General features: G+C 64.2%; 13 protein-coding genes and 1 pseudogene. 7 read left to right on the forward strand and 7 right to left on the reverse strand.

Annotated elements, in window-relative coordinates:
- Positions 1-38: 38 nt before the first annotated feature.
- Positions 39-647: a TetR/AcrR family transcriptional regulator gene (locus ACM1PE_RS23250; RefSeq protein ID WP_059371406.1), complete on the reverse strand. Its 609-nt coding sequence runs from the start codon at positions 645-647 to the stop codon at positions 39-41.
- A 114-nt stretch (positions 648-761) separates the two neighbouring features.
- Between ACM1PE_RS23250 and ACM1PE_RS23255 the strand changes: the two genes are divergently transcribed.
- From ACM1PE_RS23255 to gcvPB, 3 genes are read left to right on the forward strand one after another with little or no spacing between them, the layout of a single operon-like run.
- Positions 762-1,919 (forward strand): NAD(+)/NADH kinase, encoded by a 1,158-nt coding sequence (locus ACM1PE_RS23255; protein WP_059371405.1) that lies wholly within the window; start codon positions 762-764, stop codon positions 1,917-1,919.
- Positions 1,920-1,953: 34 nt separating this feature from the next.
- The gene (gcvPA, locus tag ACM1PE_RS23260) at positions 1,954-3,357 is read left to right on the forward strand and encodes an aminomethyl-transferring glycine dehydrogenase subunit GcvPA (protein ID WP_059371404.1); all 1,404 of its coding nucleotides are present in this window, start codon (positions 1,954-1,956) and stop codon (positions 3,355-3,357) included.
- A complete protein-coding gene (gcvPB, locus tag ACM1PE_RS23265) occupies positions 3,354-4,907 on the forward strand; it encodes an aminomethyl-transferring glycine dehydrogenase subunit GcvPB (protein WP_059371403.1) in 1,554 nt (517 codons plus the stop codon). The genes gcvPA and gcvPB overlap by 4 nt, the downstream gene beginning before the upstream one ends.
- A 700-nt stretch (positions 4,908-5,607) precedes the next feature.
- Here the strand turns inward: gcvPB and ACM1PE_RS23270 are convergent.
- A complete protein-coding gene (locus tag ACM1PE_RS23270; protein ID WP_059371402.1) occupies positions 5,608-6,189 on the reverse strand; it encodes a TetR/AcrR family transcriptional regulator in 582 nt (193 codons plus the stop codon).
- A gap of 107 nt (positions 6,190-6,296) precedes the next feature.
- On the opposite strand from ACM1PE_RS23270, the gene fabF reads away from it, so the two are divergent.
- Positions 6,297-7,568 carry a beta-ketoacyl-ACP synthase II gene (fabF, locus tag ACM1PE_RS23275; protein WP_419341102.1) on the forward strand — a complete coding sequence of 424 codons (1,272 nt, stop codon included), beginning with the start codon at positions 6,297-6,299 and terminating at the stop codon, positions 7,566-7,568.
- A gap of 68 nt (positions 7,569-7,636) precedes the next feature.
- On the opposite strand, the gene ACM1PE_RS23280 is transcribed toward fabF, so the two are convergent.
- The 4 genes from ACM1PE_RS23280 to ACM1PE_RS23295 all read right to left on the reverse strand — a co-directional run bounded on the left by ACM1PE_RS23280 (position 7,637) and on the right by ACM1PE_RS23295 (position 10,006).
- Positions 7,637-8,188 (reverse strand): cytochrome b, encoded by a 552-nt coding sequence (locus tag ACM1PE_RS23280; protein ID WP_059371400.1) that lies wholly within the window; start codon positions 8,186-8,188, stop codon positions 7,637-7,639.
- Positions 8,189-8,213: 25 nt separating this feature from the next.
- Positions 8,214-9,191, reverse strand: a complete 978-nt coding sequence (locus ACM1PE_RS23285) for a cation diffusion facilitator family transporter (RefSeq protein WP_059371399.1) — start codon at positions 9,189-9,191, stop codon at positions 8,214-8,216.
- A gap of 90 nt (positions 9,192-9,281) precedes the next feature.
- Entirely contained in the window at positions 9,282-9,764 is a 483-nt protein-coding gene (locus ACM1PE_RS23290; RefSeq protein ID WP_059371398.1) for a cation-translocating P-type ATPase C-terminal domain-containing protein, read from the reverse strand.
- Entirely contained in the window at positions 9,761-10,006 is a 246-nt protein-coding gene (locus ACM1PE_RS23295; RefSeq protein ID WP_419341105.1) for a hypothetical protein, read from the reverse strand. Before ACM1PE_RS23295 ends, ACM1PE_RS23290 begins: the two co-directional genes overlap by 4 nt.
- A gap of 415 nt (positions 10,007-10,421) precedes the next feature.
- Here ACM1PE_RS23295 and ACM1PE_RS23300 point away from each other — a divergent pair.
- A pseudogene (locus ACM1PE_RS23300) lies at positions 10,422-10,637 on the forward strand (amidase family protein); the annotation flags it as partial.
- A 16-nt stretch (positions 10,638-10,653) separates the two neighbouring features.
- Positions 10,654-11,067, forward strand: a complete 414-nt coding sequence (locus ACM1PE_RS23305; RefSeq protein ID WP_419343857.1) for an amidase family protein — start codon at positions 10,654-10,656, stop codon at positions 11,065-11,067.
- A 407-nt stretch (positions 11,068-11,474) separates the two neighbouring features.
- Here the strand turns inward: ACM1PE_RS23305 and ACM1PE_RS23310 are convergent, their stop codons facing one another.
- The gene (locus ACM1PE_RS23310) at positions 11,475-13,352 is read right to left on the reverse strand and encodes a tetratricopeptide repeat protein (protein WP_419341107.1); all 1,878 of its coding nucleotides are present in this window, start codon (positions 13,350-13,352) and stop codon (positions 11,475-11,477) included.
- A 362-nt stretch (positions 13,353-13,714) separates the two neighbouring features.
- Between ACM1PE_RS23310 and ACM1PE_RS23315 the strand changes: the two genes are divergently transcribed.
- Positions 13,715-20,008, forward strand: a complete 6,294-nt coding sequence (locus ACM1PE_RS23315) for an autotransporter domain-containing protein (protein ID WP_419341109.1) — start codon at positions 13,715-13,717, stop codon at positions 20,006-20,008.
- The last annotated feature ends 294 nt before the right edge of the window (positions 20,009-20,302 follow it).

Below are 20,302 nucleotides of genomic sequence, written 5' to 3' on the forward strand. Positions count from 1 at the left end.
ATCGCAAGCCCCGCCGCTTGGGCACCATTCCGATTGACTTACTGTCCGCCCACCTGCGGATCTCTGACCAAGAGGCCGGACAGGAGAACGGGAAGACTCTCCGAAACCCTGCGCGAAGACACGTGCGGATCCTCGGAGTTCGCCACCCACAAGGAAGCGCCAAGCGCGGCAGCGCTCACGAGTCGAGCGGTCGCCTCGGCATCAACTGGCTGGACAACACCTTCTTCGATGAGGCGCTCGATATGTCTCCTCGTGTTCCGGACACAAGCAATTTGCGTTGGCCACTGAGACGGCTCACCAAGTACGGCAGGACCGTCCAGAAGGACGATACGCTGGATTTCCGGTTCGGCCGCCATCGCAACATAAGCCACCAATTCGTCTATCAGCGCCGCCCACGTCGAGGTTGCCCGGCTTGAGATCACGGACAAGCGCTCCGTCATCTCCGCATCGATTTTCTCGATCACCGCCTCCAGCAAGCCCTTCTTGCCACCGAACTGATGGTAGAGCGCCCCGCGGGTCAGCCCCGCCTCCGCAGTGATGTCTTCCATCGGACTGTCGACAAATCCCCTTGCGGCGAACGTTTTCCGTGCCGCGGCGATCAGCTTCTCTCGCGTTTCCGCCATGGTCTCAGAACGACGTCCCATCATCTCCCCTTTTCACATACATAACGCATTTGACTTGACATACATAATGTATGTCGATGAAAATTCCACATTCACAATGTATGTGAAAGCCCAAGTTGTTGCAAGAGTGGAGGTTGCATGGCCGATTTCGAGAAGTCCGTTCACGTCGAAGTTCCCTCCCAGCTTATGGGACTCATCGTCAATCCGATCGCGGGCATGGGCGGTACCGTTGGGCTAAAAGGGACAGATGGAAGCGCTATTCTCTTGGAGGCTCTGCGCCGCGGAGCATCCCCGCTCGCCGGGTCGAAAGCGACCAAGGCACTGTGCCGAGCCGCACTTGCCTGCTCCGCTCTGCGGGTCCTGACCGTCCGCGGCAGCATGGGTGAAGACGCCGTTCGAAGCGCCGGACTTGCGCCGCTGCTCTTACCGTTTCAAACCTGCACCTCCTCCTCGAGCGCCGACACCCAAGCCGCTGCTGCGGCGATGGTGGATCAAGGCATCGGGCTGCTCCTGTTCGTAGGTGGCGATGGCACCGCTCGCGACATCATCGAAACCGTCGGCGATCGGGTTCCCCTCCTGGGTGTCCCCGCCGGCGTGAAAATGCATTCCGCCGTCTTTGGTACCAGCCCTGGCACCGCGGGCCTTCTGGCAGCGCTCTATCTTTGCGGGGATCCGGGCGTATCGCTACGCGACGCCGAGGTCATGGACCTCGACGAGGCAGCCATGCGAGAGGACCGGGTATCCGCGCGTTTATTCGGCTACGCAAAAAGTCCTTACGCACGTCGACTGGTTCAGAACGCGAAAGCCGGCGCTGGCCCCGACGAAGACGCGACGCTCGATGCGGTCGCTCGTCAAATTGCCGCCAGCATGCAGCCAGGCGTGCTTTACATCCTTGGGCCCGGCACGACCATCCGGCGTGTTTCGCAAGCGTTAGGCTTGCCCAGCACCTTACTCGGCGTCGACGCCGTGTTGAACGGCGCGTCTGTCGGCCAGGACCTGGACGAACAGACCCTGTTGCGACTGATGGAACATCGCGCGTCACACATCATCGTCGGCGTACTGGGCGGCCAAGGCAGCGTATTCGGACGCGGCAACCAACAAATCAGCGCCAAGGTCATCCGTCGAGTCGGCCGCGATCAGATCACGGTAATCGCCAGCACTGAAAAGCTCATCGCGCTCGGCAGCGCTCCATTGCGCGTAGACACCGGCGACGACGACGTCGACACCCTGCTCACGGGCCATATCCGGGTCGAGATCGGCCCCGGCCGCAGCACCCGCCTCAGGCTCGCAGCCTGATCACTTACCAACGTCAACAAGAAAGGAGCGTCCGATGCGACCATCCACAGCTCATCCCTACATGGCCAATTCAGTGCCATCGATACAGCAGGAAATGCTGGCCTCGGTCGGCGTCCAGACCATCGAGGAACTGTTCGCGCAAATCCCTGCGGACCATCGACTGGCGCGACCGCTCGCCTTGCCGCCGGCGCTCACCGAACGCGAACTGCGACGGCATGTTGTCGAAACGCTCGCCAAGAACCGGACCACCGAGCAGAACCTGAGCTTCCTGGGGGCCGGCATCTGGCAGCATCACGTCCCTGCGGCCGTCGATGAGGTGGTGCGCCGCAACGAGTGGCTGACTTCCATCTTCGGAGAGCCTAGCTCCGATCACGGCCGCAACCAGGCGTGGTTTGAATTCTGCAGCCAACTCGGCGAGCTCCTGAACCTTGACCTTGTCGGCTTGCCCGTACGCAGTTGGGGAACCGCGGCAGGCCACGCCATAAGGATGGCGGCGCGTTTGACGGCACGCAGTGAGATCGTGGTCGTGCGCGCTATCGATCCCGAACGGCTCTCGGTCATCCGCAACTATTGTGAGCCCCCCGAGATGGCAAACCATATTGCCATCCGTCTCGTCGACTATGACCCCACCACCGGCGCCATCGACCTGGATGATCTGCGCGCCGCGGTCAATCACCAGACCGCCGCCGTTTATTTCGAGGTGCCCTCCTATCTTGGAGTGATCGAGCCTCAGGCGGCCGCCATTGCCGCTATCGCTCGCGCCGCAGGGGCTGAAACAATCGTCGGTGTCGATCCGATCTCGCTCGGCGTGCTCGCCTCGCCGGCCGACTACGGCGCCGATATCGTGGTGGGTACCATCCAGCCGCTGGGCGTTCACCTGCACGCGGGCGGCGGTCTCGGCGGCTTTATCGCATCGCGCGACGAACCACGCTACGCCGAAGCGTATCCCACTCTTTTCATCAGCATTTCCGAGACCTTGAAGCCGGGCGAATATGGCTTCGGCCTGGGACTTTTCCACCAGTCATCCTATGGCCTTCGCGACAAGGGTAACGACTGGACCGGACATTCGGTCTACATGTGGGCGATCGCCGCCACCACTTATATGGCGATGATGGGTCCGGAGGGGTTCGTCGAGGTCGGCAGACTGATTCTCCAGCGCGCCCATTATGCCGCGCAGCGTCTTTCCCAAATCGAAGGGATTCGCATCCATTTCCCATCGGGCTTCTTCAAAGAGTTCATCGTCAATGTCGACGGTACCGGAAAGACCGTCGCACAAATCAACCGGGCACTTCGCACATTGGGCATTTTCGGCGGCAAGGACCTGCAGGCGGATTTTCCGGAACTGGGCGAAAGCGCCCTCTTCAGTGTGACCGAGATCCATACCCTGTCCGACATTGAGCGCCTGGTCGGCGCCCTGAAAGAGGTAACCAAGAAATGAAAACCAAGCCGAAGGAATACCACGCTCCCGTCTGGAACGAGCCGGTCATTATGGAAATGGGCCACCCCGGACGTAGAGGAATGCTGTTTCCGCCGATCGAAGGTGAAATTCAGGACCAGGTCGGGGATGCTGACGACCTCATCCCGTTCGCGCTTCGTCGTCTGGACAAGCCTGCCCTTCCGGAAATGTCCGAGCCAGAGGTTTTGTACCACTATCTCCGACTCTCGCAGCAGACGCTCGGCATGATGGGCACCAGCCTATTCGGAACCTGCACGATGAAGTACAACGCGCAAATCAATGAACAGATGGCATGGCGCCCGGAGCTCACTCAACTACACCCACTCCAGCATGAAGACACCATGCAAGGCGCGTTGGAGATCGTGCACAACATGGATCTGATCTTGCGCGAGCTTTCGGGCATGGACCAGTTCGTATTTCAAGCAGGTGGCGGCGCCGAGGCGGCATTCACTCATTGCGCTGTGACGCGCGCCTACCATGCCTCTCGCGGGGAACTGGAACAGCGTGACGAGATCATCACGACAATCCAGACCCACCCCTGCAATCCGGCGACAGCGGCAGCAGCTGGATTCAAGGTCATCACGCTGATGCTGGATGAAAATGGCTATCCGTCGCTCGACGCGCTGAAAGCAGCAGTTTCCAACCGCACCGCCGCCCTGATGGTCAACAACCCCGACGACATGGGTGTCTACAACCCTGAGATAAAAGAATGGATCCGCATTGTGCACGAGGCCGGTGGCCTTGCCTTCTACGACGCTGCCAACTTCAACGGCACCATGTCGAAGGTTCGAGCCCGGGAAATCGGCTTCGACGCCTGCATGTTCATGCTGCATAAGACGTTCGGCGCACCGAAAAGCGGTGTCGGCGGCCCGGCCACCGGGGCCTATGGATGCACCGCCGAGTTGGCGCCCTTTCTTCCCAGGCCGCTGGTGACGCATGAAGGTGGCCGCTATCACCTCGATCATGATCGGCCTCAGAGCGTCGGCAAGATCCGTGAGTTCTGGGGCAACGTGCAGGTCATCCTGAAAGCCTACGCCTGGGCCCGTGCGATGGGCGCCGATGGAATAGCGCAAGCATCCGACATCTCGGTCCTGGCCAACAATTACATGGAGAAAGGACTCCTCGCGATACGCGGCGTCAACAGATCTCATTCTGAATCGAAGATACCGAGACTGGAAATGACGCGCTACACCCTGGAAGAGATGAAGGAGGACACCGGTGTCGACGTTCATGACGTCCAGAATCGAATGACCGATTTCGGTATCGACGCCATGTGGACCAGCCACGAGCCCTGGCTGCTGCCCGAACCATTCACGCCGGAGGCGGGCGAGATGTATGGCAAAGAGGCGCTGGACCGCTGGATTGCAGTTCTTGCCCAGATTTCTGAGGAAGCCTATTCCAATCCGCAAATCGTCAAGTCCGCGCCGCACAATCAGGCGATTCACCGCTTGAAGCCTGGCGAAACGGACGAGCCCGGCAAGCGCGCCATGACTTGGCGTGCATTCAAGAAGAAGCGCTCCCAGCCAAGTTGACATTCGGATTCCTTGCGCGCTGATCATGCTCGCTGCCATCCTCTCGGACCTTTGTTGCGCATGAGAGATCAGAGCGATGGCGCCGGGCGATCCCGGCGCCATCCAGGACGCTGGCATCCTTGACACCGACCATCTACCAATCTGAATCGAAATGAATCCTCGCAGATAGAGCCTGCCTTTGTGCCCCACGGATGGTTAAGAAAGCCACACCCATACTGAGTCGGGAATCTCTACTCCTGATCCGGGCTACTTCGCGGTTGAGATCACAACTCTACAGTTGCAAGAAACACGGGACGGTGCACGTTCCCATTGAAAACGAGATTGGCAGTGCTCGAGGGCAGGTTGTGTTGCGCAGGTACGCGATGCGAGCCAAACTGCTCGCGGCCTTTCAACGATTCACTTACGAGTTCGCCGAACTACAGTGGGTTGAGGAAGGCAACCCCGTCCGCTTTCGGCCAGAAGTAGCCCTTCGAGCTGACTGATCCTGGCCGACTGCGGACTTCCGTGGCCGTCTGCATAAGCAACCTTGACATCAATTCTGCAGAGCCGCAGGCTTTTGCAGCCAACAGCTTGAGTTAGAGGGTGCGGCAACCTCCCCCTCCCGCCCTGTTATAACTCGGCGCCTGCAGTTGGAGATTTTGAACCGGTTCGAATAGCGCTGGCTCGCGCGAGTTGGGGCTGGGCGGCCGCCAGGATAGACCTATCCTGCCATCTGCTCCCGCACGGCTGCCAGGATTTCTTCGGAAAGCGCCGGGTTGCCCGCCGCCGTGGCGCGGGCGAGGGTCAATGCGCCAACCATGCTGCAGAGGGTCGCGATTGCCTGCGTGCGCCTGGCCGGGTCATCTCCCTGGAGCTCACTCATGAAGCGTTGGAAGTTGCTTTCCACGCCCTGCGCAAAGACCTCTGACATTTCCGGCCCAGCCCTGGCAACGTCTGCCGCCAATGCCGCAACGGGGCACCCCTCTCCGGGGTGATCGCGGTGGAACGTGGAAAGATAGCCATATACCAGTGCGCGGAGTCCGCCTGCAGATGCGCCATCCGCCTCTGGAAACTCCGATCCCTCTTGCGGCGTAATCGTCCACTCAAACGCGCGCGTGCATGCCTCGCGAGCGAGGGCATCCCGGGACTCGAAGTGCCGGTACAGCCCGCCATGGGTCAACCCTGCATCGCGGGTGATCTCGGCCAGGCCCACGCCATCCAGGCCCTTTTCTCGATAGAGGCGTGCGGCGGCGTCCACGATTCCTTCGCGGTTCTTGGCGGCCTGTGTTTTGCTGACTTTCATGGGTTAGATGATACCCCTCATCAAAATTGATTTATGATTACGATCATCATCAATAAAATTACACTCAGCCCGTCGCAAGAGCTGGGTTCAATTGCGGAAGGTGCGGCATGGAACGTCGGGTAGTCATCACCGGTTTGGGCTTGGTGTCCCCTCTCGGATGCGAGGTAGAGCTGGCCTGGCAACGCTTGCTGGCAGGCCAGTCCGGAATACGCGCCTTGGATGCGGCGGTTGGCGAAGGCACCGGCGTTTCCATCGCTGGCCGGGTGCCAAGCCAGGAGGAAGATCCTCAAGCCGGGTGGAGCCCCGAAGTCGTCATCCCGGCGAAAGAGCTACGCCGCATGGACCGCTTCATCGCATTTGCGTTGGGCGCGGCGGATCAGGCCCTGGCACACGCACAGTGGCGCCATCCAACCGCCGAGCAGCAGGAGCGCGCAGCGACCATCATCGGCTCCGGTGTGGGCGGTTTCAGCACCATTGTCGAAGCAGTGCGAACCACGGATGGCAAGGGGCCGCAGCGCTTGTCGCCTTTTACCGTGCCGGCTTTCCTGGCCAATCTGGCGGCGGGACAGGTGTCGATCAGGCACCAGCTAAAGGGTCCGTTGGGAGCACCGGTGACGGCTTGTGCCGCCAGCATTCAGGCCATTGGCGACGCGGCACGCCTGATTCGGAATGACGAAGCCGACATGGCGCTCTGCGGCGGCAGCGAAGCCACCATCGACAAAGTGGCGTTAGGCAGCTTTGCGGCGGCCAAGGCGGTGAAGACCCATTGCGACGGCGAGCCCGCGAAGGCTTCCCGCCCGTTTGACCTGGCCCGAGACGGCTTTGTCATGGCCGAAGGCGCGGGACTAGTGGTGCTGGAAGCGCTGGATCATGCGTTGGCTCGCGGTGCGAAGCCGCTGGCGGAAGTCGTGGGCTACGGCACTTCCGCCGATGCCTATCATGTCACTTCCGGGCCGGAAGATGGATCCGGCGCCGCCCGATCGATGCGCGCGGCGTTGCGGCAGGCACGGTTGCAACCCCATGACATTCAACACCTGAATGCTCATGCAACATCCACGCTTGTCGGTGACCGAGGAGAGCTGGCGGCCATACGCCAAGTGTTTGGAGCAGGCTCTGGTCCCTCCATCACGGCCACGAAATCCGCCATGGGCCACATGCTTGGCGCCGCTGGCGCGGCCGCCGCGATTTTCACTATATTGGCCTTGCGTGACCAGATTGCGCCACACGTGCTCAACCTGGACCATCCAGATCCGTTGGCAGACGGCCTGGACCTGATCGCTGGAAGTGCGCGCGCTCATGCCATGGAGCATGCCATGCTCAACGGATTTGGCTTCGGTGGCGTCAATGCGTCGTTGGTTCTCAAGCGGTTTTCAGCCTGAGCCCTATCTCGCGGGCAGGCTCCCCTGCCCTGGATCACGCCCGCCTGGCGCACCCGCCCCAAGAAAGCTCAACGCCGCCCCGGCAGCATCCGCACCAGCGTGTTGTCCCGAAACACATAGTGATGCAACAGCGCCGCGGCGGCATGCAGCCCCACCAGGAAATACCCCACCGTAGCCAAGGTCTCATGCAGTTCCTTGACCTGATCCGCCAAGGCCTTGTCCGGGCTCACCAGCGCCGGCACCTCCAGGCCAAACAACGGAATGGGCTTGCCCCCGGCGCTGAGCGTCAGCCACCCCAGAATCGGCGTGACGATCATGAACGCATACAGCGCGTAATGCATCAGCCGGGAAAGCACGTCCTGCCATCTTGGCATCGGCGGACGCACGCTTGGCGCAGTACCCGCAGCCAGCCGGATGACCAGCCGCAGCACCACCAGCCCGATCACACACAGCCCGAGCGAGAAATGCAGGGCCTTGATGTTGTTGTACAGATCAGTGCCTTTGGTGGCCAGCCCGCGCAATTCCATACAGGCGTAGACTAGTGCCAGCACCACGAGCATGAGCCAGTGCATGGCGATCACGAGGCCTGCGTACTGAGTATCGGAGTTCTTGATTTTCATGTTTCTTCCTTGTCGTCAAAACGCCCTACGCACAGCCTGGTTCGAGATTCACCCTGCCCTCGGCGCCCTGCGTGGACGCGTCGGAAGGTCTCCAGGGATCAACATGGGTCATCACGTTCAGTACACGATGCCGCTGCATGACGCGCTGGCGCGCTTGCACGGCGATCTTGTGGCCTTCCTCGACAGTCAGCCCGGCGTAGATTTCCAGGTGAGCGTCGACCACGATCATATCCCCCATTTTTCGGGTGCGCAGATCGTGCACGCCTTGAATACCCGGGGTGTCCATCAGGGTGCGCTGGATCGCCGCGGCTTCGCCTTCGTCGATGGCACGGTCCAGCAGGTCGTGCAAGGCGTCCCAGCCGAAGCTCCAGCCCATTCGGGCCACCATGAAGCCCACGATGGCCGCGGCGATCGGGTCCAGTATCGGGTATCCCAGCAGGTTGCCGATGATGCCCAGGCCCACCACCAGCGACGAGGCCGCGTCGGAGCGCGCGTGCCAGGCGTTGGCCACCAGCATGCTGGACTTCACGCGCTTGGCCACGGCCAGCATGTAGCGGAACAAGACCTCTTTGATCACCAGGGCGCCACAGGCCACCCAGAGCGCGATTAAGTGGACCTGCGGGATCGCGTCGGGCTGCTCCAGCTTGGTCACGGCGGACCACAGCATGCCGCCGCCGACCACCAGCAACAGTACGCCAAGCGCCAGGGATGCCGCGGTCTCGTAGCGATAATGGCCGTAGGGGTGGTCCGTGTCGGCTTCTTTCTGGCCATGCCGGTTGGCCAGCAGCACGATGAAGTCGGCGATCAGATCGGAAGAAGAATGAATACCGTCCGCGATCAGGCCCTGGGACTTGGAGAAAATGCCGATGATGATCTGGGCGGTGGCGAGCACTACGTTCACCCCCACGCTCACCCAGGTGCTGCGGGCGGCGGCGGCGGCGCGTTCGGCCGGGCTGTGTTCATCGTCCTCCGGGTCGTCCGGCGGAGGCTGAAAGGCGGTCATGGTTCATGCTCCCGTTTTTGCAATCTAGCCTTGCGGCGTTCGGGCCAGAAGCATAAGCACCGAAACCTGAACGGATGATGAACGTGGGCTTCAATTTCGCGGCGGCGCCGGACGGGAGGCCCCACAACGGATTTGCCTTGACTTGCGCCCTAGCGCCCATTTCACTGCCTCGAGCCACAGCAAGCCCAGCACGGTCAGCCCTGCTGCCGACAGGAGTATCCACGGCGTTGGCTGCTCGAACACAAACAGGCGGCTCACGGGAGAGATGCCCAGCACGCGGGCCAGGAGCAGCACGGTGACCGCGCTGATCCGGGCGGCATAGCGGTTACCGGCATCTCCCGTGCGCCAGGAGGGGCCCGTCAGGTTGCGATTGGCGTAAATGAGCCCCAGGTTGGCAAGCACCAGTACCGTGAACACCATGGCGCGGGCCATGTCTTCGGAATTTGCCACCACTCGCGCGCCGGCATACAGGGCCAACAGTAGAACCAGCAGGCCGCACCCCTGCCACAAGCCATGGGTCAGTATGGCGCGGTCGAAAAGGCGGGCGTCCGCGCGGCGCGGCGGCTCGGTCATGGCATTCGCTCCAGCGGCTCGGCTTCAAATACAATCGCGCAGGCGGGGTCGATGATGAGCTGCAGAAATAGGATGTGCACCGGCATCAGCAGCATGGGCCACCCCAGCAATACCGGCACCAGCGACAGGCCCACGATGGGCACGTGCACTGCCACCCCGGACACAATGGCCTTGCGCAGCTTGGCGAACACGCGACGGCCATGGCGCACCGCGGTGACGATGGAGTCAAAGTCGTCGTTCATCAACACCAGATCGGCCGCCTCGCGCGCCACCTCGGTGCCGCGCGCGCGAAAGGCTTGTACCAGGCGTAGCTTCCGCGCGGGCTGCAGCCGTCAGAACACCCGGGTGGCGGACAAGCTCTCCCGCAGGGCGGCGTCGCCAAGGCTCGCCAGCTCTTGGCAGGTCATCGGCGGAGCGTTGGTGTCAGGGCCAGCCTGACGGGCGATGGCGACGGCAGTGGCCGGATGGTCTCCGGTCATCATCCCCCGCCGGATACCGGCTGCCTGGCAGGAAACGATGGCGCTTGGCGAGGAGAATCGCAAACGCTTCGTCCGGCACACACTCAAAGTTGATCGCGTAACCTTCCTTCGTGCTGATCATCATGTTGTTCGAGCAATACTTGGGCGTAGATGCAACTGCTTTGATGGCAAGTGCGAAATGTTCGCTATCGAGCACGCGTCGACGAATGAACGGGATGGGGATGCGGCCAAGAACCTGGCCGGCATACCCTACTCCCTCAAAGACAATATTGATGTGACGACTTGGCGGACGACCTGCCATTCGAGTGCCCGGCAAGATGTCGTCGCTGACAAAGACAATGACGTTTTCTCGGCCCTGCGTGCCGCTGCGGCGGTCCTGATCGGCAAGAACAGCCTGCACGAACTGGCCACTGGCGGACCTTCACTGGACCTGCCTTGGCCACCCGCGCGCAACCCCTGGGACTCGGCGAGACACCCGGGGTGGTTCCTCCAGCGGGTCAGCCGTCGCGGTGGCCGCTGGCATGGCCTACTTTGCCCTGGGTACGGATACCGGAGGGTCCGTGCGCCACCCGGCCAGTGCATGCGGCATATACGGCTTCAAGCCTACCTTCGAGGCTATCTCCACCACCGGCGTTGTTCCGCTCTCGGGAAGTTGCGACCACGTTGGCGTGCTCTGCCGGTCCGCGCACGATCTTCCTTTGATCACGGGCGAGATCGCGGCACGATCGGCCGAGCGGCAGGCCTATCAGGCGCTTACGCTGACTACATCGAGGGGATCACCGCGCGGAGCGGTGGTTGTCGCTGTAAAGCGTATGCATCGCTAATGCGGCAGTGGGAGGAGTGGACATCAGGCGCTCCGGATTGAAAATTCAGTAATGAGAATTACTAATATTTTTCCATCAAACATGCAGATTTTGGCAAGCCGCGCCTAAGTGGCCGCTATGGGCGAAGGTTATTTGAAAACGTGTACTGGTCAAAGCCGCCTGCAATCTAGATCTCCCAGATCGTCGCAGGAACGATTCTCTTGAGTTCGGCAAGGGGTTGAGGCCCTCGATCTCGCCAGTAAATCGCGCTTTCGCACAGCCTCAGGCAGTAGAGAGCATCGAAGAAAGCCGGCGTCCGGCCATAAACGGCTTATACCCCTGACCGTATCCCGCGTCGCCCCGGTTTCCCATATTCCCATGACATACGCGTGGGGAGTATTCACAGAAGAAAACTGCGCGAAGCCGCATCATCTGCGGTACTTGGTGCGCAGTTCATCTAACGACGCGGACACCTGACGCAATACCGACCCCCAGGCTCGCGGCGCTGGCTGGCGAAAAAGGCGCATAGTTGGATACCAAGGCGAATCGGCGCGGCCGCGCAGCCAGCGCCAGTCCGGCGCAAATGGCAGCAGCACCCATACGGGGCATCCGAGCGCGCCGGCTAGATGAGCGGGCGAAGAGTCCACGGTCACCAGCACATCTAGCAGCGTAATGATTGCCGCGGTGTCGTCGAAGTCGCGTATGTCTTCGCGCAGCCGCAACAGCGACATGACCGCAGGCGGCCAGCCGGTTTCGGCGGCCGCCGGGCCCATTTGCAGGCTAATGAAGCTCATGTCCGGTCGCGCCAGTGGCGCCAAATCGGCCAGCGTCATGGAGCGTTGCGCGTCATTGGGATGGCTGGGCCGGCCGGCCCACACCAGCCCGATCCAGGGCCGGGGCAACGCCGCCAGGCGCGCGCGCCAATGCGCTACCCGTTGCGGATCCGCGCGCAGATAGGCGATGCTGACGGGCAGATCGTGAAGGCGCAGTCCCAGGGCCAGCGGCAGGCTCATCAGCTCGCAGTGGCAATCGAATGCGGGCGGCACGGTGCCTGCGGGAATGATCAGGTCGAAACCGCCGCTGCGCGCGGCCAGCGCATGGCAGGCGGCGTTGACCTCCAGGATGACCCGGGCCCCGCTGCGCGCGCGAGCCAGGGCCACCAACCGCAGGAACTGGAACGTGTCGCCAAAGCCCTGTTCGTCGTGGATCAGCAAAGTCTGGCCCGCGATGGCCTGCCCTTCCCAACGCGGCTGCTGCATGGGGCGGCCCCGCATCACGGTATGCGGCATCTGATAGCGGAAGCGGTATTCGCGCCAGCCGGTCTCGAATTCGCCTTGCAGCAATAGCACTTCGGCCAGATCGAAACGGGCCCCCGCATCGCCTGGCGTGGCCGCCACTACCCTTTCCAGGATGACCCGCGCCTCATCGTCCCTGCCCAGCGCGCGCAGGGCCGCGATCCGTTGCCGCCAAAGCGCAATCGGACCGGTGCCGTCCGCCAGCGCCTGTTGCAGCAATGCGTCGGCGTCCGCGTGGCGCCCGGCCAGCAACAGGGTCTGAGCCTGCGCGTGCACGGCCTGAAAGGGCGCCAGCGCCGCCGGTTGCTGGGTGGCCGCGTACGTCGCTTCGAGGCTGGCGAGGATCTGGTGGGCTTGGGGCATCAGCGGGTCGACGTCGATGGCGCGCCGGACCGCGGCCAACGCCGCCTCATATTGGCCTTCGTCGCGCAGAAGCGCCGACAGGTTGCACAGCGCCAATACGTAGCGCGGGTTCAGCGCCAGTGCATGCTGGTAGTGTCGCAGCGCCCGCGCGTTGTCGCCCAGGAGCTTGCAGGTGTTGCCCAGATTGTTGTGGGCTTCGGCGCTCTCCGGCAGCAGCGCGGCAACGCGTTGCAGGCATTGCAGGCTGGCGGCCAGTTGGCCTGCTTCCTGAAGGATGATGCCCAGGTTGTTCCACCCCTCGGCCAGATACGGGTCCACCGCCACGGAGCGCCGCGCCGCCCTTTCCGCTTCGTCGAGCAGGCCTTGCTGACGGCACATTTCGGCCAGGTTGCTGCAATAGAGGGCTGGCGCGGATGCGGGCCGGCAGGCCACCCGCAGGTGCGCAATGGCCAGGTCGGCCAACCCATAGGCATGCGCGATCACCCCCAGCAGATGCCGTGCGTTGGGCTGGTCTGGCGCACCTTGGAGGATCCGCAGGCAAAGCTGCTCGGCTTGGGGCGCCTGGCCCGCATTCCAATGCGCGTGCGCAGCCTGCAACGCCGCCGACAGCGTCAGCGGGGGAACAGCCGGATCGTTATGCTTGCCCACGTAAACAGCTCCACGGCGCTCAGGCGCGGCCAGAAAAGCGCAATTATCGCCGTAGAGCGGCAACGTGGTGCCAGACGCAAGACGGTGGGGCGCCGTGCCCAGGAACAGCGTGCTGGCCGCCCGCGCCAGGGGAGGTCGCCCGGCAAAATCGCCGAAATAGGCGGCAAATTTCCCCGTTTTCTCTTGATCGACGGCATCGTAGACAAGTTACTAATTGACCCGGATTCACCCCACACATCAGCCGTCATTCCAGAAGCTTTGGTGCGCCTCTCTTGTGCAGGCGCGCTTTGGGGCCCGCGCTCGCCGCCGGCACACTGCCCGTGCACCCAGGAATGCCGCCATCGCCCCTGGAGAGCCCCGTTTTGAATCACACTTACCGGCTGGTATGGAATCGCAAGCTGCGCGTCTGGCAAGCGGCATCGGAATTGGCGGTGCAAGCGCGCGGCGGACGCTCGTCGTCGGGCGGGCGGGTCAGCGCGCGCGCGCCGCGCTATGCCTTGAGCGTGGCGCTGGCCATGGGGCTATCCAGCTTGAGCGCAGCGGTTCAGGCCACCTGTTCGCTGGTCGGCAGCAATGCCGTGTGCACCGGCGCCGCCAATCCGCTGTTTCCCGGCTACGCACTGGCTATCGACGGCACCGTCACGGTGGAGCAAGGCGCGACGGTAGGCGTTATACCGGGCGCAGGCGGCACGGCGATGAATCTGACCGGCAGCACCGTCACGCTGACCAACTCGGGCTGGATCGACCCGACCATCCTGGGCCCCTCTTCGGTCGTAGCGGCCGGGGTGGCCATGGGCAATGGTTCGGCCAACACCCTCAGCATCGTCAACACCGCGACGGGCACGATTGGGGGTGTCGTGGGGGGGGAAACCAGCCTGCCCGACCTGTCCAGCCTGGCCATCGCCGTGCACAACGGCGCGGGCGGCACTACCCGCCTGAGTAACGCAGGCTTGATCCGTAGCGACCCCCGCTCCGGACTGGGCATGGCACGCGCGGATATGCCGGTGATCGCCGCCTACGGCGGCGGCCAGGTGATGTTCGAGAACCTGGCCTCAGGAACCATCATCGGACGCATCGCGCTGGAAGCGGTCGCCACGTCCGGCCTGGGCCACAGCGTCGCCAATGCGGGCACGATCGTCGGGGGCATATCGTTCGGCCAGGGAAGCAACAACACTTTTACTGCCGTCTCGGGTTCGACGGTGTTGCGCGCATCGGGCACGGCGATGGCGGACCTGCCTGTGGACACAATTCCAGGGTTGGTCTTCGCACAGCCTGGCAGAGTCGATGGCGGCGCGGGGGCAAACAACACCCTGGTGCTGCAATCGGTGTTGCCGTCTGCCGGCACGGGCAGCGGCGCGGGCGGCTCCCCGACCGAAATCTCGGGGGACATGTACGTCAATTTCGACAATCTGGTAATCAATAGCGGCACCTGGAACCTGACCGGCCCCGCCGTGGTGGGCAGCGCCGTCACCCTGAACAGCGGCCTGGCCAATATCACCAACAACGACGTGCTTGGCAGCGCGCAGATCACGGCAAATGGCGGCACCATCACGGGCCCGGCCAGCGGCCTGCTCCTGGACAACGATTTTGTGCTTGGCGCCGGTGGCCTGACCCTGGCGGGCAACAACGACATACTGCTGGACGGCACGATTTCGGGCTCGGGCGGCTTGACCGTAGCAGGGCCGGCCGTGGTCGTCATGAATGGCGCCAACACGTACACCGGCCTGACCACCATCCAGTCCGGCTCGGCACTGGATACCGGCACGCAAAGCGTGCGGGGTGACATCCTCAACAATGGCTACCTGATGTTCCGGCAAGACACGAACGGCACGTATGCCGGAGACATCTCCGGCGCCGGCGGCTTGGGTAAGTCTGGAACCGGCACCGTGACCCTGACCGGCGCAAACTCTACCGGGACCTCAGTCTCCATCATGGCGGGCACGCTGGCGATCGGCACCGGGGGCAGCTTGAGCGCCCCGGCGGTCTCTCTGTCCATGGGTAGCACCCTGGACCTGTCCGCCGCAGGCAACCAGACCCTGGGCGCGCTCCAGGGCAATGGGGCCGTCCAGCTTGGCGCCAGCACGCTGACCTTGGGCAGCAACGCCAGCTACAGCTTCTCGGGGATCATATCTGGCGCGGGTTCGCTGATCAAAACCGGCACGGGCACGCAGACGCTGTCGGGGGCCAATACCTTCGGAGGCAGCGTGGCGATCAGCGGCGGCACCCTGGCGCTGGGCGCGGGAGGCAATCTGGCTCCGGCGGCAGGCGTTACGGTGAACGCGGGCGGCACGCTCGACCTGTCCGCCGGTGGTAACCGGGCCCTGGGATTGCTCTCGGGCTCGGGCACGGTTGCGCTGGGCGCCAATACGCTGACCCTACAAACGGGCAACTTCGCGGGCACGATCTCGGGCACTGGCGGCCTGGACAAGGCCGGGCCCGGCGCGCTGACCCTGTCGGGCATCAACACCTACACCGGCCTGACCCGGGTGCTGATGGGCGGCACCCTGATGGCGAATGGCACAATCGGCGGCAGCGTCGCGGTGCAGGACAACAGCACACTGAGTGGCTCGGGCCGCATCAACCAAAACGTCACGCTGACCGGCGGCGTGCTGCAAGCCACGCAAGGCCAGACGCTCACAATCGGCGGCAACCTCCTAATGGACGGCGCCAGCCGCGTCAACGTCAGCCTGGGCGCGGCCTCGACGGGCGCGCTCGTTCAGGTGGCTGGAGACCTTGGCCTGAACGGCACGCTGAACGTTGCCGACCAGGGCGGCTTCGGGGCGGGGGTGTACCGGCTGTTTGACTATAGCGGCACACTGACCGGCAACACCATGAGCGTCGGCGCCACGCCCAGCGGCATCGACGCGAGCGACCTGCGCCTTCAGACCGCCGTGGGCGGGCAGGTCAACCTGCTGTCGACCGCCGGCGCGACGCTGAGCTTCTGGGACGGCTCCAACGCGGCGCAGCGCGACAATGGCCTGATCGATGGCGGCACTGGCGCATGGCGCGCCGATGGCATGAACTGGACGGATGGCGATGGCGCGATCAACGGCCGGTTCCAGCCCAACCCGAACTTTGCGGTGTTTCAGGGCGCTGGAGGCACGGTGACGGTGGATGACACCGCGGGCGCCATCGGCGTGACGGGCATGCAGATCGCCACCGATGACTATCGCATCGAGGGCGACCCGATCGCGCTGCAGGGCGCGGGCGGCGAAAGCATTATCCGCGTGGGCACGGGCATGGCCGCGAGCGCCGGCATGCGCGGCACCATCGCCTCCAGCCTGAGCGGCGCCAGCACGCTGGTGAAGTCGGACTTCGGCACGCTGGTGCTGACCGGCAACAACACCTATACCGGCGGCACCGAAGTCCGCCAGGGCACGTTGTCCGTGTCCGCCGACGCCAATCTGGGTGCGACGGCCGGCAGCATCACGCTCAACGGCGGGACGCTGGCCACGACCGCCAGTTTCGACAGCGCGCGCGCGGTGTCGCTGCTACAGGACGGCGTCATCGATGTCGACGCGGGCACCACGCTGGGCCTGCAAGGCAACATCAGCGGCGCGGCCGACCTGCAAAAGCAAGGTGCCGGCACGCTGACGCTGTCCGGCGCCAACACCTACGGCAACACGCGCGTAGAGGCCGGCACGCTGGCGGGCAACGCCAGCGCCATCCGGGGCAATCTGCAGAACAATGGCACGGTCGTATTCGAAGAGGCCGCCGGCGCGTCTTACGCCGGTCAACTGACGGGCACGGGCAGCCTGGTAAAGATCGGCGCGGGCAAGCTGCAATTGCTGGGCGACAGCCAGGCATTCGCCGGCCAGACCCAGGTGGAGGCGGGCACGCTGCGCGTGGCCGACGCGCTGGGCGGCTCGGTCAGCGTCACGGGCGGACGCCTGCAAATCGATGGTCTGCTGCGCGGTAATGCGGCCGCCAGCGGCACCGGTGCCATCGCGGGCGCGGGCACCATCACGGGCAACGCCGCACTGACCGGCGGAGTGCTGGAAGGCGCACAAGGGCAGATGCTGACCATTGCGGGCGACTTGTCGCTGACCAACGCCAGCCAGGTCAATGTCGCACTGGGCAGCGCCCCAAGCGGTGGCCTCTTCAGTGTGGGCGGCGATCTCACCCTGGCCGGCAGCCTCAACGTCGCCGACCAGGGCGGCTTTGGCGCGGGCGTCTATCGCCTGTTCGACTATGCCGGCAGCTTGACCAACAACAACTTGGTCATCGGCAGCGCCCCTGCGGGCGTGGACGTCGATGCACTGACCGTGCAGACGGCCGTTGCCGGCCAGGTCAATCTGGCCTCGACCGCCGGCGCCGCGCTGGGCTTCTGGGATGGCGGCAACACCGCGCTGCATGACAACGCCGTCGTCGATGGAGGCGGGGGCACATGGCGCGCCGACACCCTCAACTGGACCAGCGTGGACGGCACGCTCAATGGCGTGTTCAAGCCGAACCCGACCTACGCCGTGTTCCAGGGGCAGGCCGGCACCGTGACGGTCGATGACACGGCGGGTGCCATCGGCGTGAGCGGCCTGCAGATCGCCACAGATGGCTATCGCATCCAGGGCGACTCGATCACGCTGCAAGGAGCGGGCGGCGTCAGCATCGTCCGCGTGGGGACGGGATCGATCGCGGATGCGGGCATGACCGGCACCATCGCGTCGTCGCTCGAGGGCCACAGCACGCTGACCAAGACCGATTTCGGCACGCTCGTCCTGGCGGCGGACAACACCTACACCGGCGGCACCGACATCCGCCAGGGCACGCTGTCCGTGTCGCGCGACGCCAACCTCGGCGCGGCCTCGGGCGGCCTGATGCTGAGCGGCGGCATGCTGACCACGACGGCCAGTTTCGACACCGCACGCGCCGTCAAGGTCTCTGCCGCCAGCGGCCTCGCGGTAAGCGCCGGCAGCACCCTGGGCCTGGGCGGGACCATCACCGGCAATGGCGAACTGACCAAGTCGGGCGCGGGCACCTTGCGCGTCTTTGGCAACGGCAGCGCGTACACCGGCAACCTGCTGGTCGAGGCAGGCACGTTGGACATCGAGTCGGCCGCCACGCTGGGGGGCTCCCTGGCGGTGTCCAGCGGCGCGCAACTGCAAGGCGCGGGCCAGGTCGGGTCCACCACCCTGCGCAGCGGCGCCATCCTGGCTCCAGGCAACTTGGGCGGCGTCCTGACGGTGGCGGGCGACCTGACCCTGCTGCCGGGCTCCATCTACCAGGTGGCGGCGGATCCCGCGTCGTCGGCCAGCGCGCGCGTGGCTGTCACGGGCGCCGCCAATCTGGCCGGCTCTGTCGTTCATATCGGCCCCGAGGGCGGTTTCGACAGCACGCGGCAATACACGATCCTGACGGCGGGCGCCATCAATGGCCAGTTCGACACCGTATCGTCCAAGTACGCCTATCTGGATCCCACGCTGCAATATGCCGCGCAAAACGTCACGCTGCAACTGGAGCGCAAGCAGGTGCCGGTCAATCCTGTCGACCCCGCCACGCCGCCACGCCCGATCTCCTTCGCGGATGCGGCGCAAAGCAGCAATCAACGCGCCGTGGCCAATGCGCTCGACAGCCTGCCCGCCGGCAACCCCTTGCATGAGTATGTCCTGACCTTGCCCGAAGGCGCGCCGCCCGCGGTCTTCAACAGCCTCTCTGGCGAAGCGCACGCCAGCGTGGCGTCCAGCCTTATGGGGGCCAGCGCCGCGACGCGCGCGCTGCCGCTGTCGCACCTGCGCGCCAACCTGAACGCCGGCATGCGTGCGGGCGCGCCCACGGCACAGGCCGGCGGCACCTTCCCCGCCTCCGCCCTGCCCTCATCCAACGCGCAGCCTGCCTGGGCCGAAGTGGTGGGCAATTGGCAAACGCTGCAAGGCGATGCCAACACGGCGCAGGTCCGGCAGCATACGGGTGGCGTCTTTGCGGGCGTCGATCACGCCGTGGGCAACGGCTGGCGCCTGGGAGGCGCGCTGGGCTACACAGACAGCAAGATCCGCGTCGATGGCCGCGCATCGCAAGCCGACGTGTCCGGCTACAGCGCCAGCGTGTACGGAGGCAAATCCTTCGCAGCCGGCGCGGGCAAACTCAACCTGCTGGCCGGCGCGGCCTACACCTGGCACGACGTCAGCACCGAACGCCATGCCACCGTGTCCGGCATCGAGCAGAAGCTAACCGCGGATTACGGTGCCAGCACGGCCCAGCTCTTCACCGAACTGGGTTACGCGATGCCGCTGTCCGAACGCGCCAGCATCGAACCATTCGCCGGCATTGCCTGGAGCAATCTGCGCTCGCGCAGCTTCTCGGAATCTGGTGGTTCAGCCGCGCTGCACGGCCAAAGTAGCAGCGACAAGCAGACCAGTTCCACGCTGGGTCTGCGCGCCCAGACGGCCTTCATGCTGGGCCGCGCCGAAGGCCGCTTGCACGGCACGCTGGGCTGGCGCCACGCCTTCGGCGACGTGGCGCCTCAGTCAACCCTGGCGTTCGACGGCGGTCAGGCCTTCACCGTGTCCGGCACACCCATCGCGCGCAACGCGGCGCTGGCCGAGCTGGGCGCCGAAGTGGCCATGTCCGCCAACGCCGCGCTGGGCCTTTTCTACAGCGGGCAATATGGCGGCGGCAATCGAGAACACACTGGTTCCTTGACCGTGCGCTGGCGCTATTGATTCAGGGGAAAGACAAGGAGAAAAGACACCAAGGGCGCCGTCCTTTGGCGGTCATCCATTGATCGAGGTGCGGCAAGGTTCAATCTTCGACTGAAGAAACGTTCCCCGTCGGGCCGGCAGCGATGGCCCAGATGCGCTTGTAGTCAGCATGCCGCGCGCCGTCAAGCCCCTTGCCGTTCTAGTGAATCGTCCCGGCTTTCGCGGAGGCCATTTGGATAAATTAAACCGGCCTCGTCGACAGGCTTGCCGAGTTGGTTGCAGCTCTTGGCCTAAGCCCCATTTGCAGGCCCACGC

The sequence above is a fragment of the Achromobacter sp. PD1 genome (assembly GCF_048541815.1).
Taxonomy (GTDB): domain Bacteria; phylum Pseudomonadota; class Gammaproteobacteria; order Burkholderiales; family Burkholderiaceae_B; genus Achromobacter; species Achromobacter bronchisepticus_A.